This window comes from Anaeromyxobacter sp. K, assembly GCF_000020805.1.
Classification (GTDB): domain Bacteria; phylum Myxococcota; class Myxococcia; order Myxococcales; family Anaeromyxobacteraceae; genus Anaeromyxobacter; species Anaeromyxobacter dehalogenans.
Window position 1 is genome coordinate 368060 of sequence record NC_011145.1, and the last position, 24236, is coordinate 392295.

Here is a 24236-nt window from a genome sequence, read left to right on the forward strand (position 1 = left end):
GCTACGCGGCCCGGAAGTACCCCGCCGCCTCCGTCGCGAGGAGGGTGGCGCGGGCGACGGACTCCGCCTCGCGGCGGCACGCGTCCGCCCGGACCGGATCGCCGGCGCGCTCCCAGTGCGCCGCGATCCGGCCCGGCGCGCCGCCGGTCGCCGCGAGCACCTCGGCGGCGCGGCCGTGCAGGAAGCCCCGCAGCGGCGCCGGGGTGGCGGCCACCACCGCCTCCGCGAGCAGATCGTGGCCGAAGGCGGCGCCGCGGACGAGCTGGGCTGCCTCGAGCTCGCTCCACCCCACCGCCACGTCCATGGCGCGCGCCTCCACCACGGCCGCCGCGCGCTCCAGCGTGAAGTCGGTGCCGAGCACGCCGAGCGCCCGCGCGAGCTGGAGCGCCGGCGCGGAGAGCCGGTCGAAGCGCGCGCGCAGCAGCGCCTCCAGCCGCGGCGGCGTGCGATCCGGGATCCCCCGCTCCACGGCGCCGGTCTCCACCAGGTGCTTCACCGTCTCGAGCGCGAACAGCGGGCTCCCCCCGGCGTAGCGCGCCACCTCGGCCGCCACCCGCTCGATCCCGGGCACGTCCAGGCTCCGGACCAGCTCCTCCACCGCGTCGTCCGCGAGCGGCTCGAGCTCGAGGTACAGCGCGCGCCCCGCCTCGGCGAGCGCGCGGATGTGCGCGAGCACCTCCGGCGCCATCTCCGCGGTCCGGAAGCAGTGCACGGTGCGGAGCGGCGTCTCGGCGTCGCGCAGGAGCTGCTCCAGCACGTAGGCCCCGGCCGCGGCGCTGGCCGGATCGACGAACTGCGTGTCGTCGAAGCCGAGCGCGTCGAACCCGGCCCGGAACGCGACCCGCATCGCCTCGAGCTTCGCGTTCCAGAAGCGGACGCGATCCGCCTCGGTGGCGAGCGGGCCGGGCGAGGGCCCGAGCTCGGGGAGCATCCGCGCCAGCTCCGTCCGCACCCACGGGGGCAGCGCCGCGCCGGCCGAGGCGAGCGCGCCGAGCGTCTCGCGGAACGTGCGCGCGTGCGTGCCGTACGGCACGGCGCGGTCGCCGGGCCGGCCCTCGAAGAAGAGCGGCCGGGCGTGCGTGGAGAGGAAGTCCTGCATGAGCCGGCTCTTCCCGACGCCCGGCGCGCCGCCGAGGGCGATGCCCTTGCCGGCGGCCCAGGCCTCCTCCATGAGCGCCCACTCGCGCTCGCGGCCGGCGAGCGCCGGCGGCCGCGTCACCGACAGTGGAAGCGCCGCCGGGCCGCCCGACCGGGCCGGGACGCGCCGCCCGCGCGCCACCTCCTCGGCGAGGCGGACCGTCTCCGGCGACGGCTCCACCCCGAGCGCGTCGCGGAGCGCGGCGCGGCAGCGCTCGTAGGCGGCGAGCGCCGCGGCCCGATCGCCGCCCAGGTAGCGCAGCCGGATCTCGCGGCGGTGCGCCTCCTCCGAGAGTGGCTCGAGCGCCAGCGCGCGCTGGGCCTGCGCGAGCGCCGCGCCGAGCTGGCCCGCCGCCTCGAGCCGGGCCGCCGCCGCGAGCGCCGCGTCGAGGCGGGCGGCGTCGAGCGACCGGCGCGCGCCGGCCAGCCACTCCGCCAGCTCCGGCGCCTCGTCCAGGTCGACCCCGTCGAGGAGCCGCCCGTCCGGCCAGGCCGCGTCCGGGCTCGCCGGGTCGCGCGCGTCCACGGTCACCGCCGGTGAGAGCTCGAGCGGGTCACCGGCGCCGACCAGGTCCCCTGCCGCGGCCTCGCGCAGCCGGCGCAGCAGCTGGCGAAGGTTGGCGCGGGCCGTCTTCTCCGGCGAGTCCGGCCACAGCAGCCCCGCGGCGCGCGAGCGCGGCTGCGGACCGTCGATGGCGAGGAGCGCGAGCAGCGCCGCCGTGCGACGATCCAGCCGGACCGGCACGGTCGCGCCCGCGAGCCGGGGCGCGCCGAGCAGGTGAAGGGTCCAGTTCGGTGAGGCGGGCATCATCTCTTCCTGGGGCGGTGAAGCGTGGGTTTCTCGCCTACCTCTCGTCGGACCCGAACGGGCCATTGGGGCTGTGCCCGACCAGGGGGCGCCTTGCGCCGCTTCCACCCGACCCAGAGTCGTTTGCTCTTCACCCGGAGTCGTTGCTGCCTGCTTCGCGCCCCGCCCGAGGCGTCGCACCCCTCCACCCGCACTCGTCGGACGGCCGGCACGCCCGGGCGCGCCCTTACCCAGAGTCGTTCGGCCCAGAGTCGTTCGGCCCAGAGTCGTTCGGCCCAGAGTCGTTCGGCCCAGAGTCGTTCGGCCCAGAGTCGTTCGGCCTGCTCCTCACCCAGGGTCGTTTGAGCCCAAGCCGTCTCATTCCCCGGCCCCATCCGGTCCCCCCACACCACCCCCGCCCCTCCTGTCGCCCGTCACGCGCCGGTCACGCCCCCGGTCCTATGACCCGCACTGGCCGGGCCCCGTGGCCCGCGCCGTTCCCTGGGGGGGAAACACATGATCCGCAGTCCCGAGGCTCACCCGTGCCGCGCGCTGCCGGCGCAAGGCGCCACGCCCGCGCGGCGATCGCTCCTGCGCCTGCTCTCCGCGGACGCACCGGACGCGACCGCGTCGGCGGGACGCGCCCCGGCCGGCCCCGCGCCGGCGGCGGTCGCCCGCGCCATCGCGGACGCCGAGCGCCGCCCGCTGGCCTGGGTGGACCGGGACGGCGTGCTCCGGCTGGTGAACGCCGCCTTCGCGGCGCTGCTCGGGGCCGAGCCGGCGGCGCTCGAGGGGCGCAGCGCCTGCGACCTGCTCTGCGACGACGCGCCGGGCCGCGCCCAGGCCCTGCTGCGCGCGGCCTTCCGCGGCGCGCTGCACCGGACCGAGCTGACCGCCCTCCGCGGCGGCCGCGAGTACGGCCTCAAGGTCGAGCTCGCGGCGGTGGGCCGCGGCGCCTCGGCGGCGCTGTGCATCGACGTGCACGAGGTGGTGGAGCGCGCGCCGCCGCCGGTGGCGTGCGGCGCGGCGGGGGACCTCGACTACCGCATCTCGGCCGGCGCGTCGGACTTCGGCCGGCTGCTGGCGCTGTCGGGCGCGGGTGCCGAGGCGGCGCTGCGGGTCGGGCGCCGCTGCCACGAGGTGCTCCATGGGCGGCCCTCGCCGTGCCCGGGCTGCCCGGCGCTGCGCGGCGGCGGCGAGGCGTGGCCGCGGGTGGAGGTGCGGCGCGCGGCGCGCACGGGCGGGTTCGAGGTCGCGACCGCCACGGCGCTGCCGGGCGACGAGGTCCTGGTCGCGGTGCGCCGCGTGGACGACGCGGCGCTCGCGGCGGTGCGGGAGGCGCGCACCGCGGAGCTGGTGCGCCGCTTCGAGCTCTCGCCGCGCGAGGAGGAGGTGCTGCGGCTGCTCCTCATCGGCCGCCAGGCGGCGGACATCGGCACGGCGCTCGGGATCACGCCACGCACCGCGAAGTTCCACCAGACGAACGTGCTCCGGAAGCTCGGCGCGTCCTCGCGCCGCGACCTGCTGGGGCTGGCCTCGTGACCCGGGCCCGCACCGAGCCGGACTGGGGGGCGGTCGCGCTCGCCATGCTGGAGCGCGGGCGCGAGCCCGCCGCGTGGGTGGACGCGGGCGGGACGGTGCGCCTGGCGACGGCCAGCCTGGAGCGGCTGCTCGGCGCGGCGCCGCGCGCGCTGGAGGGGCGCCCGGTCGCGGCGGTGCTCGCGGGGGCGCCCGCGCCGGCGGAAGGCCGGGTGGAGCGGGAGGTGACCACGGCGGCGGGGCGGCGGCTGCGCGTCGCGCTCGAGCCGGGGTGCGAGCCGGCGGCCGAGCCGGGCGCGCTGCTCCGCGTGCTGGAGGTGCTCGGCGATCTCCCGGGGCTGGGGGCGGGGGAGCTCGACTACGCCATCGAGACCGGGCCGGGCGCGTTTGGCCTCCTGGCCTGGGTGAGGCCGCTCGGCGGCGCCGCGCTCGATCCGGTGCCGGCGGCCCGCTGCCACGAGGCGCTGCACGGCCGCAGCGAGCCGTGCATCGACTGCCCGGTCCGCGGCGGCGGCGTCTGGCCGCGCGTCCACGCGCGCACGCTCGCGCCCGCGCCGGGCTACGAGGTCGTCACCGCCGCGCCCGAGGGCGCGGAGCGGGTGCGCCTCACCGTCCGGCGGCTGGCCGAGGCCGCGGTGCACGGGCTGGTGGGGGCGCGCGCCCGCGCGCTGGCGCGCGGCGCCGGGCTCTCGGATCGAGAGGAGGCGGTGCTGAACCGGCTGCTGCAGGGCGAGGGGCTCGCCGACATCGGGCGGGCGCTCGGGATCACGTTACGGACGGTGAAGTTCCACCAGGCGAACCTGCTCCGCAAGCTCGGCGCCGAGTCGCGCGCCGACCTGGCGCGGGTGCTGATGTGAGCTCCCGCGCGGGGCCGGACGCTCCGCCGCGCGACCCCAGACCGCGTTGATCGACCCCTGCGTCCGCTCGTACGGTGCGCGCCCGTAGTTGGGGGCCCAACCATCGGAGCGGATCATGCACGACGACAGCATCGGGCGCAGGGGCTGGATCAAGCTGGTGGGCGGCGCGGCGGGCGCGGGCGCGGCGCTGGCGGTGGCGAGGCAGGCCGGCGCGGCCCCTCCGGCCGCCGGCAAGGGGATGCAGGCCATCCCGTGGCCGTACGCGCCCCTCGATCCCGACGCCACCGCGGAGCGCGCGTTCAAGGGCTACCTCGAGGGCCACTGCATGTACGGCGCCTTCGACGCGCTGGCCGGGCAGGTGGCCGACAAGCTGGGCGCGCCGTACACCTCGTTCCCGACGAAGCTGTTCACCTACGGCGCCGGTGGCGTCGCCGGCTGGGCCACGCTCTGCGGCGCGCTGAACGGCGCGGCGGCGGCGTTCCAGCTCCTCTCCGCGAAGCCGGAGCCGCTGGTGGACGCGCTGTTCCGCCAGTACGAGCAGGCGTCGCTGCCGGACTGGGTCCCGGCGTCGGCCAAGTTCCCGAACGTGAAGTCCGTGGCGGGCTCGGTGCTCTGCCACGCGTCGGTCTCGGCCTGGTGCAAGGCCTCCGGCAAGAAGGCCTACTCACCCGAGCGCAAGGAGCGCTGCGGCGTGCTCACCGCCTCGGTGGCGCGCCACGCGGCGATCATCCTGAACGCGCAGCACGCCGGGAAGGCGTTCCCGGTGCTCGAGGACAAGGCGACCGCGGAGTGCGCCTCGTGTCACGAGAAGGGCGGCACGCTCGAGAACACCCGTGCCAAGATGGCCTGCGGAGGGTGCCACTTCAACCTGGGCACCAAGCACCCCGCCATCTGATCCGACGCCCGAGAAACGACACCATGACGCTGACACCATTCCTGATCGCACTCTCGCTCGCACAGACCACCCCCGCCGCCGATCCGGCGGCGGCCGCCGCGCAGCCGGCCCCCGCGCCGGTGAAGGCGGCGCCCACGCTCGCGGGCGCGCTCGCGAACGCCCCGAAGCCGACGTTCTGGGGCTTCGTGAACGCGCAGTACTCGCGCACCGAGGGGCTGAACGGCGCCGACGACACCTCCACGTTCGAGCTTCGCCGCGCGCGCATCGGCGCCCGCGGCAAGGTCCACGAGCTCGTCGGCTACAGCATCCTGTTCGACGGCGCCGACTCGAAGCTGAAGGACGGCTACGTCTCCCTGCTCGCCCTGCCCGGCGTGGAGGTGCGCATGGGGCAGTGGAAGACGCCGTTCGGCTACGAGCAGTACGAGTCGGACACCAAGCTGCTGTGGGTGAACACCTCGTACGTGGTCGGCGCGCTCGCGCGCGGTCCGGACGCGCGCGACCTCGGCGCCGGGCTCCTCGTCCAGACGCCGAAGGTCGGGCCGGTCTCGGCCGAGGTGCTGGGCTCGTTCGTGAACGGCGCGGGGCCGAACAAGAAGGACGACCTCGAGACGAAGAACTTCTGGGGCCGCGCCGGGCTGACGCTGAAGCAGGGCACGATCACGCTGAAGGCGGGCGGCTCGTACGGCACGGGCCAGCAGGTGCAGGGCACCGGCGGGAACGGCGCCTTCGACGGCGTGGGCACGCCGGTCGACGACACCTACTTCTACTTCCACACGTACGGCGTGGACGCGACGCTCGACACGCCCTGGCTCTTCGCCGCCGCCGAGCTCATCCAGTCGGAGCGCGACCAGTCGCGCTACGCCACCGCCGCGGCGGTGACCACGGTGACGCGCTCGAGCCGCACCGCGCGCGGCTGGTACGCGGGCGCGTACGGCAAGACCCCCTGGAACCTCGGGCCGATCTTCCGGGCCGAGCGCTTCGACGCGGACCGCACCGCGCCCGGCGGGCGGCTGGAGCGCTACACCATCGGCGCCTACGTGGACGTCATCCCGGTGAACGCCCGGCTCATCCTCAACCACGAGCTCGACCAGGGGCAGACGGGCGCGGCGGGTCGCACCGGCGACCGCACCACGCTGTTCGCGCAGGTCATCTTCTAGCGGAGAGCTCCGGCTCGTCGGCGGACGCCGCGCGCATCGGCGCGGTGGCCGCCGGCGAGCGCTCGAGGAACGCCTCCACGGCGCGCATCGCCTCGGCGGGCCGCCGCTGCAGCACGAGGTGCGGCGCGTCGAGCATGCGGATCTCGGCGTCGGGCCGCACCAGGCGGATCTCGATGGCGAGGCCGGTGCGGAGCAGCCGGTCCTGCCGCCCGCCCAGGAACAGCACCGGCGCCGGGCAGTCGCGGAGCCAGCCGGTCGCGTCCACGTGCAGCGCCTCGTGCGCGCGGCGCGCCATCACGCGCGGCCGGACCGACGCGACCGCGGCCTGCACGTCCGCCACCAGCGCGTCCGGCGCGTCGTGCCCGGCGAGCAAAACCCGCACCGCGTGCGCCGGCAGCGGAAGCCGGAAGAACGCGGGTGAGAGCGGCCGGAGCGCCGACACCAGCCGCGCCGCCGGCCGGCGGTGGAAGCTCGCCGCCAGCACCACGCCGACCAGCCCCGGTGGCCGCCCGGCCGCGACGCGCAGCGCGAGCGGCCCGCCGAAGGACTCGCCCACGAGCGCGAAGCGCCGCCCGCGCGGAAGTTCGGCGCGCACGAGCTCGGCGAGCTCCGCGTACGAGAGCGCCCGGTCCGGCGGGTACGAGAGCGTGCGCAGCTCGAGCCGTCCGCTCGCGGCGGCCACGAACCGATCGAGGAGCCGGCCGGTGCCGTCCAGGCCCGGCAGCAGCAGCGTGAGCAGCGGTCCGTCGGAGGCGGTCATGGTGTGACACGGTGACACGGTGGCCTGACGCGGCGCGTCTGACGCTGGTCATAGGTCAGACGCAGGCCGTCCTGGGCGGCCACCGCGGGCTCCGCCGGACGCCGCAGCCCATGCGGCGTCGCGGTCGTTGGCGGCCGCCCCGGATCCTGCGAGGTTGGGGCCCGGGTGGACGGCGCGCGGCACGGCACCGCCGCCGGAACGGGGAGGCCCATGATCGGGTGGATCACCGTGCTCGCGCTCGCCGCCGGCGCCGCGCTGGTCGGCGTCCGGCGCGCCCGGTTCGCGCGGGAGATCGCCGCGGAGGCGCGATCGCTCTGGGCGCTCCGGGAGGACGCGCCGCCGGCGCGCCTCGATCCCGGGGCCCTGCCCGCGCCGGTGCGGCGCTACCTCCAGGTGGCGGGGGCGCTCGAGGCGACCCCGCTCGCGGCGGCCCGGCTCCGGCACGGCGGCTCGTTCCGGCCGGCGCTCGACGGCGCGTGGCGGCCGATCCGCGGCGTGCAGTACCTCGCGGCCGAGCCGCCCGGCTTCGTGTGGTGGGGACGGGTGCGGCTCGCGGCCGGCCTCGAGATCTCGGCGCGGGATCGCTCGGCGGGCGGCGAGGGCGGCATGCGGATCGCGCTCGCCTCCGCGCTGGTGGTGGCCGATCTCTCCGGCCCGGAGCTCGACGCGGGCGCGCTGCAGCGGCTCGTCGCCGAGCTGGTCTGGCTCCCGACGGCGCTGCTCGACGCGCGGCACGTGGCGTGGCTGCCGCGCGACGCGTCGAGCGCGCGGGCGCGGCTCCGCGTGCGCGGGCGGGAGGTGGAGGTGACGTTCCACTTCGGCGGCGACGGCCTGCCGGAGCGGATCACGGCGCTGCGCTACCGCGACGTGAAGGGGCGCGGCGTGCTCACGCCGTGGACCGGGCGATGCGCCGACTGGCGCGAGGTGGGCGGCGTGCGCGTCCCGTTCCGGCTGGAGGCGAGCTGGGAGCTCGACGGCCGGGACCGGCCGTACGCGCGCTTCGAGGTGGAGCGCCTCGAGCACGGGGTCCGGCAGCCGTTCTAGGTCGCGGATCCCTCGCCGGGTGGGGAGCCACGCCACGATCGCGCGCACCGATCGTCCGCGCGCGGGGCGCGATGCCCCACGCAGTTTTCCGCGCGTCGCACGACGTTCGGGTTCCGCCCATGGGGCGCGGCGGCGGTGGCGCGAAGTGGGGAACACTGCCAGCTCGCCTCACCCACACGCACGCTCACTCGGGGGAAACCGATGCGCACCACACGCACCACCACGCTGGCCTTGCTCGCGGCGCTGGCGCTCGCGCCGTCCGCCGCGTCCGCCGCGGCCGACGAGCCGCAGCTCCCGGACGTCGCCCCGACGACCGACAACCCTTCGCACCCGCTCGGCGACGCGCAGGCGGCGCGCAAGGCGATCGCGATCCAGGCGAAGCTCAGCGGCAAGACCAAGGGCAAGACGCACCAGGTCGCGCGCGGCCAGTACGTGGAGCTGGAGCGGCAGGGCGAGGACCGGATCTGGACGGTGGTGGGCGAGTTCGGCGAGCAGGTGAACGCGACCTACGGCGGCACCGCCGGCCCGCTGCGCAACCAGATCCCCGAGCCGGATCGCACGGTGGACAACGTCACCATCTGGGCCCCGGACTTCAGCCGCGCGTACTACGAGGACCTGCTCTTCTCGGACGCGCCCGGCGACGTCTCGATGCGGAACTTCTACAAGGAGCTCTCCTCGAACCGCTACACCGTGAACGGCGAGGTCACCGACTGGGTGAAGGTCCCGTTCAACGAGGCCAACTACGGCTCGAACTACTGCGGCGGCATCGTGTGCGCCCGCACCTGGCTGTTCGTCCGTGACGCCGTGAACGCCTGGTACAACGGGCAGATCGCGGCCGGACGGACCGTGGCGGAGATCAACGCCTACCTGGCGCAGTACGACGTCTGGGATCGCTACGACTACGACGGCGACGGGAACTTCAACGAGCCGGACGGCTACATCGATCACTTCCAGGCGATCCACGCGGGCGAGGGCGAGGAGACCGGCGGCGGCGCGCAGGGCGACGACGCGATCTGGAGCCACCGCTGGTACGCCTTCTACAACAACATCGGCGCCACCGGCCCGGCGTTCAACAAGTTCGGCGGCATCCGCATCGGCGCGAGCAACTACTGGATCGGCGACTACACCATCGAGCCGGAGAACGGCGGGGTGGGCGTGTTCGCCCACGAGTTCGGCCACGACCTCGGCCTGCCCGACCTCTACGACACCTCCGGCAACACCGGCGGCGCTGAGAACTCGACCGGCTTCTGGACGCTCTACTCCGTGGGGTCCTACGGCGCCTCCGGGCTGCCGGAGGACGGCCTGGGCACGAAGCCCATCCACATGAGCGCCTACGAGAAGATCTTCCTCGGCTGGTCGAACTACCAGGTGGTGCGCGCCGGGCAGTACGCGTCGCTGAAGCTCGGCCCGGCGGAGGCGAACACGAAGCAGGCGCAGACGCTGGTGGTGCTGCTGCCGGACAAGGTCGTGGAGAGCGAGATCGGGACGCCGTACGCCGGCACGTACTTCTACTACTCCGGCTCCGGCAACGGCCTCGACCACTCCATGACGCGCCAGGTGACGCTGCCCGCGGGCGCGTCGCTCGCGGCCAAGGTGAAGTTCGACATCGAGCTGGACTGGGACTACGCGTACCTGACGGTGAACGGCGCGCCGGTCGCCACCAACCTCTCGAGCGCGACGAACCCGAACGGCCAGAACTTCGGCAACGGGATCACCGGCTCGACCGGCGGGGCCTGGGTGGACCTCACCGCCGACCTGTCCGCGTGGGCGGGCCAGACGGTGACGCTCGGCTTCCGCTACTGGACCGACGTGGCGGTGGCCGAGGCGGGCCTGTCGATCGACGACCTCGCGATCTCCGGCCAGCCGCTGGACGGCGCGGAGACCGAGCCGGGCTGGACCTACGACGGGTTCGTCCGCACGAACGGCACGCTCGCGACGCCGTTCTTCAACGCCTACTTCGCAGAGTACCGGCAGTACCGCGGCTACGACCAGTCGCTGAAGACCGGGCCGTACACCTTCGGCTACCTGAACGATCCGACCCTGCAGAACTGGGTGGACCACTTCCCGTACCAGGACGGCCTGCTGGTCTGGTACTACGACACGTCGTTCGAGGACAACAACGTGGGCGACGCCTGCGCGAGCGGCCGCTGCGGCGGCCTGTTCCTGCCGGTGGACGCGCACCCCGGGTTGATCCTCCGCCCGGACAACGGGAAGGCGTGGCGCCCGCGCTTCCAGGCCTTCGACTCGACCTTCGGCCTCGAGCCGACCGACGTGGTGTGCCTGCACGCGAACAGCCAGCAGGGCTGCTTCGGCGGCCAGCCGGGCAACCCGCTCTTCGACGACACGCAGAGCTACTGGGTGCCGCCGGATCCGTCACTCAACCACTACGGCTGGTCGAGCGTGATCGTGCCGAACACCGGGACCACCATCCGCGTGGTCGGGACCTCGGCGCAGGGTGACTTCATGCAGGTGGTGGTCGCGCCGAAGCGCTAGCGGTGCGCAGGGCGGGGAGGGGCCGGCACGCCGCCGGTCCCTCCACCGCGCCCGCGCCGCGCGACGGCTCAGGGGACGTACACCGCGGGTCCCGGGCGGCCGGGCAGCCCGTCGGGCGCGCCGCGCGAGACGAAGCTGGCGCCGTCGTCGGTCGAGACGTGGAGCAGGTCGCCGCCCAGGTAGAGCGCCGGGCCGCCCGCGGAGACCGCCTCCAGCCACGCCGGCCCGCCGGCCGCGGCGGCGAAGGTGGCGCCCCCGTCCGTCGAGCTGAACAGGCCCACGTTCGACGCCACGTGGATCGCGCCGGAGGGCGCGACCGCCACGCCGTGCAGCGACAGCGTGTAGCCGCTCGGTGCGACCAGCCCGGCCGCCGCGCCACGCTCGGTGAACGTGGCGCCGCCGTCGGTGGAGACGAACACCGTGTCGCGCGCGGCGACCGCGACGGTGCCGCCCCGGGCGTCCACGCCCACCGTGTCGGAGAGGTAGCCCGTCGAGCCCGCGGGCGGGAGCCGCTGCGCGAAGTGCGCGCCCCCGTCGGTGGAGACCTGCAGCCAGGACATCTGCCCGAGGTAGACGGTGCTCGCGTCCGGCGCGGCGACGCAGGCCGCCATGGAGGCGTTCGTGAGCGTCGCCGGCGGCGCGAAGTGGGCGCCGCCGTCGGAGGAGATCGAGAGCCCGAAGGTGGTGACCGCGTACACCCGCGTGCCCACCGCCGCGAGATCCACCACGCCGGGGTTCGCGAGCCCGTCCGCCTCGGTGCGCAGGACGAACGTCCGGAACCCGTCGGTGGAGACGGCCACGCCGGCGTCGAGGCCTGCGTAGAGCGATCCGCCCGCGGCGGCCACGTCGCGCACGCCGCCGGCGGGCAGCTCCGCCGAGCGGAAGGTCGCGCCCGCGTCGGTGGACAGGAAGAAGCCGGGCGCGTAGCCGACGTACACGCGCGCGCCCTCGGCGTACACCGTGGAGGCGATGGCGCTGGTCCGGTCCGGCGCCACGAACCAGCGCGGCGCGAACGTGGTCCCGCCGTCCACCGAGGCGCAGAACGCGTCGGTGGAGCCCGACCAGTAGCGCTGGCCGCTCACGACCCAGACGCTCTGGCCGGAGACCGCCACGTCGAGGATCGAGGTCTCGCCGGCCGGGCACGGGCGCGCGATGGACGTCGCCGAGGCGGGCGCGCCGGCCGCGTCGCGGCCCAGGATGGCGAGGCCGGCGGCGGTGGCCGCGTACACGCGGTCGGCGGTCACCGCGACGGCGCGGACGTCGCCGGAGGGGAGGGCGGGGACGGTGCCGGTGTCGAGCCGCGCGAACGTCGCCCCGCCGTCGGTGGAGCGGAGCAGGCCGGTCGAGGTCGCGGCGAACAGGTCCCCGGTGCCGGGGTCGAGCGCCACGTCCGCGACGGGACCGTCCGCGACGGTCCAGGCGAACGTGCGGGCCCGGTCGTGCGAGACCGCGAGGCCGAGCGAGGTCGCGACGTACACGTCCTTCCCGTCGCCCGCGATGGCATTCACCCAGGCGTCGTAGCCGTCCACGGTGCGCTGCAGGAGCGGCGCGAACGTCGCGCCGCCGTCCACCGAGCGGAACAGGCCCTCCTCGGTGCCCGCCAGGACCAGGCTGCCCTGACCCCACACGGCGCGCGCCGGGAGCATCCGGTCGCCGCTCGCGCTCGGCAGCCGGGTGAGCGACCACGCGGCGCCGTCGTCGGACCCGGCCACGCCGCGCTCGGTGGCGCGCCAGAGCCGGCCGGTGACCGGGTCGCGGTGGAACGCGTAGGTCCAGCCGGCGCCGCCCAGCGCGACGAACCGGGCCGGCACCGCGCCGGCGCCGCGCGCCAGCCCGCCGGTGGTCGCGACGTAGGTGAAGCCGGACGTCGAGACGGAGTAGCGCTGCTGGCGAACCGCCTCGCGGTTGCCGGCGCGATCCACCGAGTAGTAGCGGAGCACGGTCTCGCCCTCGCCCACCGCGATCGGGCCGGCGGTGGCGCCCTCCACCACCGTGCCGTTGCCCGGCGCCGGGACGCTGCCGTCGCGGGTGTAGATCACGCGCGCGCAGCCCGAGCCGCCCGCGTCGGTGCAGGTGAGCGTGACCTGCTGCGGCGCCGCGTACACGCCGTCGGTCACGCTGGCGGTGGTGGCGGGCTCGACGCAGTCCGGGTCGGTGGTGAAGGTCCAGGAGACCGCGGCGGGCAGGCCGTTGCCGGCGAGATCGGTGACGCCGGGATCCAGCGTGGCGGTGTAGGTGGTGCCGCACTCGAGGCGGCGGTCGGGCGGGAACCGCGCCGTGCGCGTCGCGGGCTCGTACCCGGCGCCGGTCGCCTGCGCCGGCGCGAGGGTGAGCCGGGCGGCGGTCACCGTCGCCGGGTCCATGTCCTCGTCGAACGCCGCCGCCGGCACCGCGTCCAGCGCGACCCCGGTGGCGCCGTCCGGCGGGAACACCGAGGCGACGCCGGGGGGATCGACGTCGATGACGTAGGTGCCGGTGCCGGTGGCGCTCCGGTTCCCCTCGCCGTCGAGCGCGAAGAAGGTCAGCGTCGCGCTCGCCTCCAGGCGGACGAGCCCCACGTACGTCTGTGGCGCGCCGCCGTTCACCGCGAACACGGTCTGCGCGCAGCCCGAGCCGCCGGGCTCGTCCGCGCAGGTGAGCACCACGTCCACCGGGTGGTTGAAGTGGCCGCCGGCCGGGTCGGCGGCGATGGTGGGGGGCGTCGTGTCCGGCGCGCCGCGCGTGTCGAAGCCGAGCACCCACCCGCTGAACGGCTCGCCGCGCGCGCCGCGAGCGGTGGGCAGGACCATGACCACGTACGAGGTCGAGAGCGCGAGCGGCGCCGCCGGCGTGAGCACCAGGGTGGCGGTGGTCGCGTCGTACGCCTGCGTGAACGGGATCGGCGTCGTGCCGCGCCGGAAGGACACCGCGCCCGCGAGCGTGGGGGTGTCCACGCAGGTGTTGAAGCGGATCCGCACCGCCGCGTTCACCGAGACGCCGTCCGCGCCCTGCCCCGGCGCGGACTCGACCACCTGCAGCGACGTGGCCGCGGGGAGCGCGCAGGACGAGCCGCCGGGGCCGGCGCCGCCGCCGCCGCCGGAGCAGCCGGCGAGCGCGAGGGCGGAGGCGAGGGCGAGAGCGAGGGGGTGCAGGGCTGCGGTGCGGTGCATGCGGGTCCTCCGGGGAGGCGGGCAGTGTACACGCCGGGTGCGCGCGCGCGAGCGGCAGGCCGGGACGGGGTGGGACGCTGTCGGGCACTTGGCTCCGGCGGGGCGACGGGTGCTAATGGGTGCGATGCCGATCCCCGCGCTCGCACTCACCGTGGCCGCGCTCGCCGCGGCCGCCGCCGCCGACCCCGCCCCGCGCCCGCCGCCGCTCCCGGCCGGCGAGGTCCCGCCCGCCCTGCGCCTCCCCGCCGGCGTGCGGCCCATCCGCGGGGAGGTGTCGCTGACCCTCGATCCCGCCGCCGAGCGCTACCGCGGCCGGGTCCGCTACCCGGTGGTGCTCGACGCGCCGGCGCGCGTCGTCTGGCTCCACGCCGAGGGGCTGGAGATCGAGGAGGCCAAGGTGGGCGGCCGGCCGGCGCGGGCCGTGCCCGCCGCGGGCGGGCTGCTGGGCCTCGTGCCCGACGCGCCGCAGCCGCCGGGCGAGGCGACCGTGGAGGTCGCGTTCGCCGGCACCATCGACCGCGTGCGCAGCCGCGGCGTCTACGCGGCCGCGGAGGAGGGGCGCTGGTACGCGTACACGTTCTTCGAGCCCGCCGACGCCCGCCGCGCCTTCCCCTGCTTCGACGAGCCCTCGTTCAAGATCCCGTGGCGCCTGTCGCTCACGGTGAAGCCGGGGGACCGCGCCGTCGCGAACACCCCGGCGCTCCGCGAGGCGCCGGACGGCGGGGGCACGCGCGTGGAGTTCGCGGAGACGCGGCCGCTGCCCTCGTACCTGGTCGCGTTCGTGGTGGGGCCGTTCGACGTGGTGGAGGCGGGGGCCGGCGGCGCCGCCCGCGTGCCGGTGCGCTTCGTGGTGCCGCGCGGGCGCGGCGGCGAGACCCGCTACGCGGCCTCCGTCACCGCGCGCCTCCTCGACCTCATCGAGGCCGAGACCGGCGTGCCGTACCCCTACGAGAAGTGCGACGTGGCGGTCGTGCCGCGCTTCTGGGGCACCATGGAGCACCCGGGGATCGTGGCGCTGGGCCAGCCGCTCACGCTCATCCCGCCGGTCGCCGAGACGCGCGAGCGGCGGCTGCGGTACGCGAGCATCGCGGCCCACGAGCTCGTCCACCACTGGTTCGGCGACCTCGTCACCATGGCGTGGTGGGACGACACCTGGCTGAACGAGTCGCTCACCAGCTTCGTCGATCCGGTGATCACCGACGCCCTCGAGCCGGCCTGGCGCCGCACCGCGCGCGCGCGCGCCGAGGGCCGGGCCTCGGCGCTCGCGGCGGACGCGCTCGCCGCCGTGAAGCGGCTGCGCGAGCCGGTCGGCTCGCGCCACGAGATCGAGGGGGCGTTCGACAACGCCATCACCTACGACAAGGGCGCGGCGGTGGCCGCCATGTACGAGCGGTTCCTGGGGCGCGCGGCGTGGCGCGCGGTGCTGCGCGATCACCTGCTCGCGCACGCCGACCGCACCGCCGCGAGCGAGGACTTCCTCGCCACGCTGGCGGCCCGCTCGACCCCGGCGCTGGCCGCGTCGCTGCGCGGGTTCCTGGAGCGCCCGGGCGTCCCGCTCGTCCGTGCCTCCGTGCGCTGCGACGCGCGCGGCGCCGCGGCGGTGGTGCGCCAGGAGCGCTTCCTCGCCTCGGGCGCGCCGGATCCCGCGGCCACGTGGGCGATCCCGCTGTGCGTGCGCGCCGGCGCCGGCGCGCGGGTGGAGACGGCGTGCGCCCTCGTCGGCGGCGACGGGCCGGAGGGCGAGCTCCCGCTGCCGTTCTGCCCGGAGTGGCTCTGGCCGAACGCGGGCGGGACCGGCTACCACCTCACCGCGCTCGACGCGGCCGCGCTCCCCGGCCTGTGGCCGCACCTCGCGCCGGCGGAGCGGCTCGCGCTCGCCACCGACGCGTCGCTGCTGGCCCGCCGCGGTGACCTCCCGGTCGAGGCCGCGCTGGGCCGGGTGGGACCGCTCGCCGCCAGCGACGATCGCCTGCAGGTGGAGGCCTCCCTGGAGCTCGCGCGCCTCGCGCAGCCGGAGTGGCTCGGGCCCGACGACCACGCGCGCTGGCGCGCGTTCCTGCGGGAGACGTGGGGGCCGCGGGCGCGGTCGCTCGGGTGGATGCCCCGGCGCGGCGAGCCCGACGACACGGCCGCGCTGCGGCGGCTGGTCGTGCCCGCGGTGGCGGACGAGGGCGAGGACGCCCCGCTCGCCGGCGAGGCGGCGGCGCTGGCGCGGCGGTGGCTCGCGGACCGGCGCTCGGTGCCGGCCGAGGCGGCCTGGCCGGCGCTGGAGGTGGCGGCGCGCACCGGCGACGTCGCGCTGTTCGACGGCATCCTCGCGGCGGCGCGCGCCTCGCGGGACCGGACCGTCCGCGCGCGCCTGCTCGCGTTCCTCGGCCGCTTCGAGCGGCCCGCGCTCGCGGACCGCGCGCTCGGGCTGGTCGCGTCCGGCGAGGAGGACCTGCGCGACACCTCCGGGATCCTGCGGGCGGCGCTCGCCGGAAGGGAGACCCGCTGGCGCGCCTGGGCGCTCCTGCGCGGGCGGTGGGACGCGCTCGCGCCGCGGCTGCGCAGCGACGAGGCGTCGTGGCTGGTGGCGCAGGCCGCCGGGCTCGCCTGCGATCCCGGCCGCGCCGCCGAGGTCGCCGCGTTCCTGCGCCCGCGCGCCGAGGCGTTCGACGGGGCGCCGGCGGCGCTGGCGCGCGCGCTGGAGGAGGCCGGCGCCTGCCGCGCCGCCCGCGCTCGCAACGGGCCCGCGGTGGCGCGCTTCCTCGCGCGCTAGCCGCACCCGGCCCGCGTGGATCGATCCCCTCCGGCGGGCGAGGCGAAGGATGGGGGCGAGCCCTCAGCCCGCGCCGGGCGGATCGAGCGGCGCGCCCTCGGCCACGTGCCGCATGGCCGCCGAGTTCATGCAGTACCGCAGCCCGGTGGGCGGCGGACCGTCGGGGAACACGTGGCCCAGGTGGCCGTCGCAGCGGGCGCACCGCACCTCGGTGCGGCGCATGCCGTACGAGCGATCGTGCACCTCCACCACCGCGTCGGCCGAGACCGGCCGGGTGAACGAAGGCCAGCCGGTGCCCGACTCGAACTTCTCGCCCGAGCGGAAGAGCGGGTTCCCGCAGCCGGCGCACACGTACGTCCCCGGCTCGTGCGTGCCCAGGAAGCAGCCGGTGCCCGGCGGCTCGGTGCCGTGGCCGCGCAGCACCTGGTACTGCTCCGGCGTGAGCCGCGCGCGCCACTCGGCGTCGGAGAGGATGAGCTTGTCCATGGGGACCTCGGGCACCTCGGGGCACCTGGGGCGCCTCGCGGCGCACCTCGCGCGCGAGGGGCGGCCTCGCCGCGCCGGGGTACGTAACCGCGCCCGCGGCCGCGCGCCGGGCACGGACGGGCCGGGCGCGAGGCTCAGGGCGCCGGCTCGCCGTACTCCTTCAGCTTCCGGTACAGCGTGGCGAGCCCGATGTGGAGCCCCGCGGCGGTCGCCACCTTGTTGCCGCCGGCGGTGCGGAGCGCCGCGAGCACGTGCTCGCGCTCCACCTCGTGCAGCGGCCGGATCACGCCGGGCCGCGCCGGGGCGGGGGGCGCGTGGCGCAGCGCCTCCGGCAGGTCGTCGACGCCCACCTGGTTCCCGGCGGACAGCGCCACCGCGTACTCCACCGCGTTCTGAAGCTCCCGCACGTTGCCAGGCCACGGATAGCGCACCAGCAGGTCCGCCACCTGCGCGGTGAACCCGGTGACCGGCCGGTGCGCGCTGCGGGACAGCTTCGCGAGGAAGCAGCGCGCCAGCGGCACCACGTCGTCCGGCCGGTCGCGCAGCGGCGGCACGCGCAGCTCGATGACGTTGAGCCGGTAGAAGAGGTCCTGGCGGAAGCGGCCGGACGCCACCTCGACGGCGAGATCGCGGTTCGTCGCCGCGACGATCCGCACGTCCACCTTGCGCGAGCGGCTGTCTCCCACGGGGCGGACCTCGCGCTCCTGGAGCGCGCGCAGCAGCTTCACCTGCATCGCGGGCGAGACCTCGCCCACCTCGTCCAGGAACAGCGTGCCGCCGTCGGCGGCCTCGAACAGGCCCACCGCGTCCGTCTCGGCGCCGGTGAACGCCCCCTTCACGTGGCCGAACAGCTCGCGCTCGAGCAGCGTCTCCGGGATCGCGCCGCAGTTCACGGCCACGAACGGCCCGCCGGCGCGCTCCGAGGAGCGGTGGACGAGGCGCGCCACCTCCTCCTTCCCCACGCCGCTCTCGCCGGTCACCACCACCGACGAGCCGGTGCGCGCCACGCTGCGCGCGCGCTCCAGCACCCGGCGCATCGCCTCGCTGCGCGCGACCAGGCCGGTGTCCTGGTCGGAGCAGGTCGCGAGCCGCTCCAGCTCCGCCTGGCGCTCGCGCAGGCGACGCTCGGTGCGCCGCAGCTTGCTCGACACCTCCTGCAGCGCGTGATCGATCGACTCCATGTGGTAGTAGGGCAGGTGGCGCTCCAGCTCCGGGCCCCAGCGCTCCTTGAAGCGCGCGGTGATGTGGCACTCGGAGTCGCCCTTGCCGACGCAGCGGTCCTCGATGACGTAGACCTCGCGCCGCTCCTTGTACGAGAGGTAGCCGCTCGCGAAGGCGGCCGAGGTCCAGCACACCGGATCGTCGGAGAGCCCGATGTGCAGCAGGTGCTGCTCGGCCTCGTAGGAGCGGTGCCACACGGTCTCGACCAGCGGCGCGTCGCCGAGGCCGTCGGTGCGGACGTTCTCCCCGAGGATGAACTGGCCCTTCAGCGGCGGCAGGAACGGGCCGGCCTTCCCCTCCTTCCAGAGGTCCGGGTGCTCGTGCTCGAGCGCCTCGCCCACGCGCCACCCGTGGGCGTAGCCGAACCGCGTCAGGACGCCGCGGGCCGCGAACGTCCCGAACGCGTCCGTGAGCTCCTTGCGCAGCAGGCCGAGGGCCACCGCGTCGAACAGCACCACGCGCTGGCCCATGAAGCGGATCACCCCGCCCCTGGGATCGAACGAGAGGATCTCCCTCAGGTCGAGGTCCTCGATGCGCATCACCGCTCCGGTTTCTCGAAACGGGAGGTCCGTTTCTCAGGACGAGTGATGCGCCCGGCCGCGGCCCGGGAAAAGCGGCGTGAGGTCGCAGGACTGCAGGTGTCGCGGGGGTTCACGGTCCGTGCTGCGGCGCGCGGCCGCGCCGGGCGCGGCGCCGGCGCGGACCGCCGGTCGCAGGCGGTTCTCGAAACGAGTCACCGGTTCTCGGAACGAGCGACCGGTCGCGGGCCGGCCGCCCGAAAAGAACCGTGAAGTCCATGAACGGTGCGTCACGCCCCGGGTGGCACGTCGGGTGCTCGAGGGCTCCTCGCCGTGCGCCGGACCGCGACGCGGCGCCGCGGCGCACGACTCGGCGCACCGGGGCCGACGGAGCGTCCGTCTGCCACCGCCAGCCCGAGGCGACCGTCAACGGGTGCGCCCACAGCCACGCGTTCGACTCGAGGTGCCGTAGCCGTCCAACCCGCTGCACGACGCGGATCGAACATGAACATGACCCACAGACGCTCCCTGGCGCTCCTCGCGGCGCTCCTCCTCCCTGCGGCGGCCTCCGCGCTGGAGGGCGACGTGACCCTCTACGGCACGCTGATGCCGTTCTTCGACAACGCGCGCGTGTCCGACCCGACGCGCCCCGGCCTCTCGCCCGCGACCGGCGGCGCGACGCAGGTCTCCGATGCTGCGTACACCGGCGTCGCCATCCCGCAGCGCTTCCGCCTCACCTCCGGCACGTCCAACATCGGCTTCAAGGGCGGGTTCGACGTGCTGGGCGAGGACCTGCAGGTCTTCTTCCAGGTGGAGAGCGCGGTCAGCCCCGACGGCGATGCGCCGAACGCCTGGGCCTCGCGCAACAGCGCGGTCGGCGTGAAGGGCAAGTTCGGCCGCGCGTTCTTCGGCAACTGGGACACGCCGTACAAGTACCCGGTGCTGCTGGTCGGCGCGGTCCGCGGCCTGAACCCGTTCGACAACACCATCACCGCCAACCCCGGCTTCGGCGTCCCCGGCACCACCACCCAGAGCGGCCGGGTGAACGGGAAGGCCGACGCGGCCTTCAACCGCCGCCAGGGCAACAGCGTCCAGTACTGGACGCCCGAGCTCTACGGGTTCTCGGCGCGCCTCGCGTACTCGGCCAACGAGTCGAGGACCGTGGCGTCGGCCACCGCGCCGTCCATCAGCCCGACCATCTACTCGGGCCTGGTGAGCTGGGGCCACGGCCCGCTGCTCCTGCGGTACGCGTACGAGCGGCACCAGGACTACTTCGGCCTGTCGCAGCTGGGCGGCTCGCCGGTGTCGCTGACGAACCGGTCGTCCACCGACCAGGGCCACGAGGCGATCGCGCAGCTGTCGCTGCCCACCGGGACGCGCGTCTCGCTGGTGGGCGAGCGGCTCTCCTACCAGAACGAGGATCGGGCCGTGGGCGCGGTGCGCGAGTACGCCCGGCTGGCCTACTACGCCCTCCTGCAGCAGCGCTTCGGCCCGCACCAGCTGTTCGGCTCGTTCGGCCAGTCCGACGCGGGCGAGTGCAAGGTGGTGGGCGGCGGCGCCTGCACCGTCAACGGCCTCGGCGCCACGCAGTGGAACGCCGGCTACTCGTACGCGCTCACCAAGGCGGCGGACGTGTACGTCGCGTACTACGAGACGCGGAACGACCGCTCCGCCAGCTACGGCGTGGTGGGCGGGCCGGGCGCGGTCGCGCCGGGCGGCGACACCCGCGGCTTCGGCCTGGGCCTGCTGTACACGTTCGCGGCGACGGCCAACGTCGGCGCGCCGAAGGGTTCCCCGTAGAGCGCACGGGGACGAGGGGCACCCCGGCCGCCTTCCTCCGCGGCCGGGGTGCTCCTCGCAGTCTTCGCCGGGCCCGGCGGGCGCCGGGCGCTCGCGCCGCCACCGCCGAGGACGCTCGGGGGTGGCGGCGCTTCGTTTGCGGACGTGACGCCCTGGTTCGCCGCCACGGTCCCGGGATCGTCCGCTCCGGGTCCCCGCCGTCTCACCGCGCTCGCTCGCGCGGGTCAGTGCGCAGCGAGCCGCCTCACCCACGCCCCGGAACCGGCTCCGCGGACACGCCGCGGGCGAGCACGTCGCCGTTGCCCGCGCGCGGGCGGCGCCGGGCGCGTTTCAGATTGCCCGCGCCCGTTTCAGAGAGAAACCGCGCAGCGCCGCGCACCTTGATATCCGTGCGCAATTGCAGCGCGCCGCGGGCGCAGCACGTGGCACGGACCATGTAACCCGGACGGGCATGTCGCCCGGTCCCGAGCCCCGAAGCCGCGCCTCGCGCGCCCTGGAGTGGATCTTCGCCGCCCTGCTGCTGGGGGCGTCGTCGGCCATCCTGATCGCGGCGGCGGTGAGCCGGGCGGACACGCACTACGAGTGGAGCCGGCCCGCGGGCGATCCCGCGCGCGGGGACGTCACGGCGGCGCAGGTCCGCGAGCGCCTGCACGAGGTGCTCGATCCCGAGCTCGGGATCGACGTCGTCGATCTCGGGCTCGTCTACGAGATCGCCGAGCCGAGGGAGGGGAAGGTGGCCCTGGTGATGACGCTCACCGTCCCCGGCTGCCCGTTCGCGAAGCAGCTCGTCGAGGACGTCCGCCGGGCGCTCTTCGCGCACCCGGGCGTGAAGGAGGTGTCGCTCACCGTGACGCTGGATCCTCCGTGGAGCTGGGAGCGGGTCGCGCCGGAGGTCCGCAAGCGGATGATCGAGCACGGCGCCGGGGCGGAGGAGCGGTCATGACGCTCCTCGGGCCGCTCTCCAGCGGCTTCCTGCTCGGCCTGGGAACCGGACCGCTCTGCTTCATCGGCTGCATCCCGCTGGCGCTGCCCTTCGCGCTGCCCGGCCCCGACGCAGGGCCAGGGTCGCGCCGCGGCGGATGGGGGTTCCTGCTGAAGTTCCTGGCCGGCCGCCTGGTCGCCTACTCGACGGTGGGCGTGCTCACCGGCCTCGCGTCGTCCCTGGCTGGCCCGCTGCGCCGCTGGGTGACGCCGGTGTGGCTCGCGCTCAGCGTGGTGCTGATCCTCCACGGGCTCGGGCGCGGCCTCGGGCACCGCGGGCTCTGCGGCGCGACCACGCGCCTGGTGCGGTCGCGCGCGTTCCCGTTCCTGCTCGGCCTCGCCGCGGCGCTCTCGGTCTGTCCGCCGTTCCTGCTCGCGGTCGCCTACGCGATGGATCGCTCGGGCCAGGTGCTCGGCGGCGTCGCCTTCTTCCTCGCCTTCTTCGTCGCCACCACCCTGTACGTCCTGCCCATCGCGATGCTCGGGTACCTGCCGCGGCGCGAGCTCTGGCAGCGCGTGGGCCGCGTCGCGTCCGTCATCGCCGGCGCCGCGCTCCTCGCGCAGGGGCTGAGGGAGCTCCTGGCGTAGATGCCTGGCGCAGGAGCCCGGGCCTCCGCGTCAGCGAGGTGAATGCCCCGGAATGCAGCACGGACATCCGACCGAAGCAGGAGATGGACAGCACCCATGACCAACCAACACGGACAGGAATCGACCCGAGGGAACGCGCCATGACCAAGACGGACCGTTACGTCCTCTGGGGCATCGGCGCGGTGTGGGCCCTGGACCTCGCGACCTTCATCCTCAGCGACTTCCACATCTACGCGTTCCTGGCGCTCTTCGTGATCGCCGCGCTCGGGTTCGCCTGGTGGGGACTCCGCTTCCAGGTGACGGAGCCGATGCGCCGCAACGCCGCGCTCGGGGTGACCGGCTTCTGGACGGTGGCGATGGCGCTGCTCTTCGCGCCCTGGCCCATCCCCGACAAGCCGGAGTACATCGTCGGCGAGGTCCACCGGTTCAGCGAGATGGAGCACGGCTTCTCGCGCGTGCTCACCGGCGTCACCGGCCCGAACATCGCGGCGGGCGGCCTGGTGTACGGCGACCCCGCCGACCAGCAGAGCATGATGACGGAGTGGGGCTGGCCGCCGAACTTCATCAGCGGCTACCCGCTCGCCCGGGCGCTGTTCGGCGGCACCATCCTCATGGAGCGCCTCCGCGGCGCCACCACCATCGGCGGCGAGCCGGCGAACCCGCTCCGCTACAGCTGGAGCAACTTCCAGGGCGAGAAGCGCGACAAGAAGCTCGGCTGGAACAAGGGAGACCTGCTCCTCGGCGAGGTGGCCAAGGCGATGGGCTCGGCGAAGGCGACCTACACGCCGCACGAGAACACGCTCATGGTGAAGTCGATCGCGTCGTGGCTCGGCTCGCCGCGCATCGCCATCGCGGCCGTCGATCCCCGCTGGTTCTACTCGCACGACCTCAGCACGTACGGCACGCCGCTGCCGCTGAAGGACGCGAAGGACCTGAAGTACGTCATCCAGATCTTCACCGACCAGGACTGGACCCGCATCCACAACGACGCCGGGACCTCCTGGTGGTCGGTGTCGAACAGCGGCCAGGCGTACTCGACGAGCGCGTGGATCGGCATCCGCATGGCGCAGATGCTCCGTGACATGGGCTACGTGGCCCGCGTCGGGTTCGGCGGGATGAACTACGAGAACATCGAGACGCCGGCCTCGGTGTACAGCGGCATCGGCGAGTACGGCCGGCTCTCGGACGCGGTGGTGCCGACGGCGGGCGGCCTGCGCTTCAAGTCCGCCACCATCTTCACCGACTTCCCGCTGGAGGCGGGCGATCCGAAGCAGGGCTGGGGCATCACCCGCATGTGCGCCAACTGCGATCGCTGCGCTCGCGCGTGTCCCGTCAACTCCGTGCCGATGGGGGAGCCCACCGTCGAGAACGGCGTGAAGATCTGGCAGGTCGACAAGGACAAGTGCACGCGCTTCCGCACCGGCAACCTGAACGGCAACATGTGCGGCGCCTGCCTGGCGGTCTGCCCGTACAACAAGCCGGACACCGCGTTCCACCGGGTGGGCAACTACATCATCCGGCACAGCCCGATCGCGACGTACCTGTTCGGCAACATCCACGGGGTCGGCCTCGAGGACTGGCTCGACTTCGAGTACAGCTCCGAGGCCAGCCCGTACAACGTGAGCCGCCCTGCCCGCTGGATCCAGGAGGATCCCGGCTGGAAGGCCAGGTTCCCCTACCAGGTGGGCCAGTACATCTACACCGAGCGTGACCGCTCCAAGAACGAGGAGTGGGCGTCCGGCGTGGACCCGAAGATGGGGAAGGTCGGGCTCAGCTACAAGGGCACGACCTGGGGAAAGATCCCGGACCGCCTGCTCGACGCCAGCGGCCGCAACCGCAACGTCCACTGGGACTACGAGGCCGGCGAGCTCCCGCCGAACCTGCCGCTCCCCGGCAAGCTGCTCACGCCGGAGGAGGCCACCGCGCTGCTGAAGGACGGCAAGGCGTTCTCCGGCGCGTCCTACTCGCCGGACGACGAGGTCTTCCCTCCGCGCGATCCCAAGTACGAGAAGCAGACGCTCACCTACGAGCAGGCGGCCCGCATGTGGGCGGAGGAGAAGTGA

Annotated in this window: 16 protein-coding genes; 11 read left to right on the forward strand and 5 right to left on the reverse strand. The window is 75.2% G+C overall.

Translation table 11 applies throughout. From position 1 onward, the window contains the following. Position 1 precedes the first annotated feature (1 nt). Positions 2-1948: a BTAD domain-containing putative transcriptional regulator gene (locus ANAEK_RS01615; protein ID WP_232288338.1), complete on the reverse strand. Its 1947-nt coding sequence runs from the start codon at positions 1946-1948 to the stop codon at positions 2-4. 492 nt (positions 1949-2440) lie between these two features. Here ANAEK_RS01615 and ANAEK_RS01620 point away from each other — a divergent pair, with 492 nt between their 5' ends. From ANAEK_RS01620 to ANAEK_RS01635, 4 genes are all read left to right on the forward strand, one after another. After that, positions 2441-3466 carry a PAS and helix-turn-helix domain-containing protein gene (locus ANAEK_RS01620; protein WP_012524402.1) on the forward strand — a complete coding sequence of 342 codons (1026 nt, stop codon included), beginning with the start codon at positions 2441-2443 and terminating at the stop codon, positions 3464-3466. Further along, positions 3463-4320: a LuxR family transcriptional regulator gene (locus ANAEK_RS01625; protein ID WP_012524403.1), complete on the forward strand. Its 858-nt coding sequence runs from the start codon at positions 3463-3465 to the stop codon at positions 4318-4320. Before ANAEK_RS01620 ends, ANAEK_RS01625 begins: the two co-directional genes overlap by 4 nt. 115 nt (positions 4321-4435) lie before the next feature. Beyond that, entirely contained in the window at positions 4436-5215 is a 780-nt protein-coding gene (locus ANAEK_RS01630) for a C-GCAxxG-C-C family protein (RefSeq protein ID WP_012524404.1), read from the forward strand. 23 nt (positions 5216-5238) lie between these two features. Further along, on the forward strand, positions 5239-6372 hold the full coding sequence (locus ANAEK_RS01635) for a porin (RefSeq protein ID WP_012524405.1): 1134 nt from the start codon (positions 5239-5241) through the stop codon (positions 6370-6372). Here ANAEK_RS01635 and ANAEK_RS01640 read toward each other — a convergent pair. Continuing rightward, the gene (locus ANAEK_RS01640; RefSeq protein ID WP_012524406.1) at positions 6362-7132 is read right to left on the reverse strand and encodes an alpha/beta fold hydrolase; all 771 of its coding nucleotides are present in this window, start codon (positions 7130-7132) and stop codon (positions 6362-6364) included. The two genes, ANAEK_RS01635 and ANAEK_RS01640, sit on opposite strands and share 11 nt — an antisense overlap. Positions 7133-7342: 210 nt before the next feature. Here ANAEK_RS01640 and ANAEK_RS01645 point away from each other — a divergent pair, with 210 nt between their 5' ends. Together ANAEK_RS01645 and ANAEK_RS01650 are read left to right on the forward strand one after the other, a co-directional pair. Next, positions 7343-8176, forward strand: a complete 834-nt coding sequence (locus tag ANAEK_RS01645; protein ID WP_012524407.1) for a DUF6544 family protein — start codon at positions 7343-7345, stop codon at positions 8174-8176. A 201-nt stretch (positions 8177-8377) separates the two neighbouring features. Then, positions 8378-10669, forward strand: a complete 2292-nt coding sequence (locus tag ANAEK_RS01650; RefSeq protein WP_012524408.1) for an immune inhibitor A domain-containing protein — start codon at positions 8378-8380, stop codon at positions 10667-10669. Positions 10670-10737: 68 nt separating this feature from the next. Here the strand turns inward: ANAEK_RS01650 and ANAEK_RS01655 are convergent, their stop codons facing one another. Continuing rightward, positions 10738-13818, reverse strand: a complete 3081-nt coding sequence (locus tag ANAEK_RS01655) for an Ig-like domain-containing protein (protein WP_012524409.1) — start codon at positions 13816-13818, stop codon at positions 10738-10740. 124 nt (positions 13819-13942) lie between these two features. Here ANAEK_RS01655 and ANAEK_RS23585 point away from each other — a divergent pair, with 124 nt between their 5' ends. Beyond that, on the forward strand, positions 13943-16579 hold the full coding sequence (locus ANAEK_RS23585; protein ID WP_012524410.1) for a M1 family metallopeptidase: 2637 nt from the start codon (positions 13943-13945) through the stop codon (positions 16577-16579). Positions 16580-16642: 63 nt separating this feature from the next. Here ANAEK_RS23585 and msrB read toward each other — a convergent pair whose 3' ends face one another. Continuing rightward, complete coding sequence (msrB, locus tag ANAEK_RS01665) at positions 16643-17065, reverse strand: peptide-methionine (R)-S-oxide reductase MsrB (RefSeq protein ID WP_012524411.1); 423 nt, start codon at positions 17063-17065, stop codon at positions 16643-16645. Positions 17066-17199: 134 nt separating this feature from the next. Beyond that, positions 17200-18825, reverse strand: a complete 1626-nt coding sequence (locus ANAEK_RS01670) for a sigma-54-dependent Fis family transcriptional regulator (RefSeq protein WP_012524412.1) — start codon at positions 18823-18825, stop codon at positions 17200-17202. A 489-nt stretch (positions 18826-19314) separates the two neighbouring features. Between ANAEK_RS01670 and ANAEK_RS01675 the strand changes: the two genes are divergently transcribed. From ANAEK_RS01675 to ANAEK_RS01690, 4 genes are all read left to right on the forward strand, one after another. Next, the gene (locus tag ANAEK_RS01675) at positions 19315-20604 is read left to right on the forward strand and encodes a porin (RefSeq protein WP_232288339.1); all 1290 of its coding nucleotides are present in this window, start codon (positions 19315-19317) and stop codon (positions 20602-20604) included. Positions 20605-21055: 451 nt separating this feature from the next. Further along, positions 21056-21547 carry a metal-sulfur cluster assembly factor gene (locus ANAEK_RS01680; RefSeq protein ID WP_012524414.1) on the forward strand — a complete coding sequence of 164 codons (492 nt, stop codon included), beginning with the start codon at positions 21056-21058 and terminating at the stop codon, positions 21545-21547. Then, a complete protein-coding gene (locus tag ANAEK_RS01685; RefSeq protein WP_012524415.1) occupies positions 21544-22173 on the forward strand; it encodes a sulfite exporter TauE/SafE family protein in 630 nt (209 codons plus the stop codon). Before ANAEK_RS01680 ends, ANAEK_RS01685 begins: the two co-directional genes overlap by 4 nt. 140 nt (positions 22174-22313) lie before the next feature. Beyond that, positions 22314-24236 carry a reductive dehalogenase domain-containing protein gene (locus ANAEK_RS01690; protein ID WP_012524416.1) on the forward strand — a complete coding sequence of 641 codons (1923 nt, stop codon included), beginning with the start codon at positions 22314-22316 and terminating at the stop codon, positions 24234-24236.

Bases quoted from the DNA above. Each gene is read 5' to 3' on its own strand.
- ANAEK_RS01615 (WP_232288338.1), bottom strand. From the start codon at position 1,948: ATGATGCCCGCCTCACCGAACTGGACCCTTCACCTGCTCGGCGCGCCC.
- ANAEK_RS01680 (WP_012524414.1), top strand. From the start codon at position 21,056: ATGTCGCCCGGTCCCGAGCCCCGAAGCCGCGCCTCGCGCGCCCTGGAG.
- msrB (WP_012524411.1), bottom strand. From the start codon at position 17,065: ATGGACAAGCTCATCCTCTCCGACGCCGAGTGGCGCGCGCGGCTCACG.
- ANAEK_RS01620 (WP_012524402.1), top strand. From the start codon at position 2,441: ATGATCCGCAGTCCCGAGGCTCACCCGTGCCGCGCGCTGCCGGCGCAA.
- ANAEK_RS01690 (WP_012524416.1), top strand. From the start codon at position 22,314: ATGACCAAGACGGACCGTTACGTCCTCTGGGGCATCGGCGCGGTGTGG.
- ANAEK_RS01685 (WP_012524415.1), top strand. From the start codon at position 21,544: ATGACGCTCCTCGGGCCGCTCTCCAGCGGCTTCCTGCTCGGCCTGGGA.
- ANAEK_RS23585 (WP_012524410.1), top strand. From the start codon at position 13,943: ATGCCGATCCCCGCGCTCGCACTCACCGTGGCCGCGCTCGCCGCGGCC.
- ANAEK_RS01630 (WP_012524404.1), top strand. From the start codon at position 4,436: ATGCACGACGACAGCATCGGGCGCAGGGGCTGGATCAAGCTGGTGGGC.
- ANAEK_RS01670 (WP_012524412.1), bottom strand. From the start codon at position 18,825: ATGCGCATCGAGGACCTCGACCTGAGGGAGATCCTCTCGTTCGATCCC.
- ANAEK_RS01655 (WP_012524409.1), bottom strand. From the start codon at position 13,818: ATGCACCGCACCGCAGCCCTGCACCCCCTCGCTCTCGCCCTCGCCTCC.
- ANAEK_RS01635 (WP_012524405.1), top strand. From the start codon at position 5,239: ATGACGCTGACACCATTCCTGATCGCACTCTCGCTCGCACAGACCACC.
- ANAEK_RS01640 (WP_012524406.1), bottom strand. From the start codon at position 7,132: ATGACCGCCTCCGACGGACCGCTGCTCACGCTGCTGCTGCCGGGCCTG.
- ANAEK_RS01675 (WP_232288339.1), top strand. From the start codon at position 19,315: ATGACCCACAGACGCTCCCTGGCGCTCCTCGCGGCGCTCCTCCTCCCT.
- ANAEK_RS01645 (WP_012524407.1), top strand. From the start codon at position 7,343: ATGATCGGGTGGATCACCGTGCTCGCGCTCGCCGCCGGCGCCGCGCTG.
- ANAEK_RS01650 (WP_012524408.1), top strand. From the start codon at position 8,378: ATGCGCACCACACGCACCACCACGCTGGCCTTGCTCGCGGCGCTGGCG.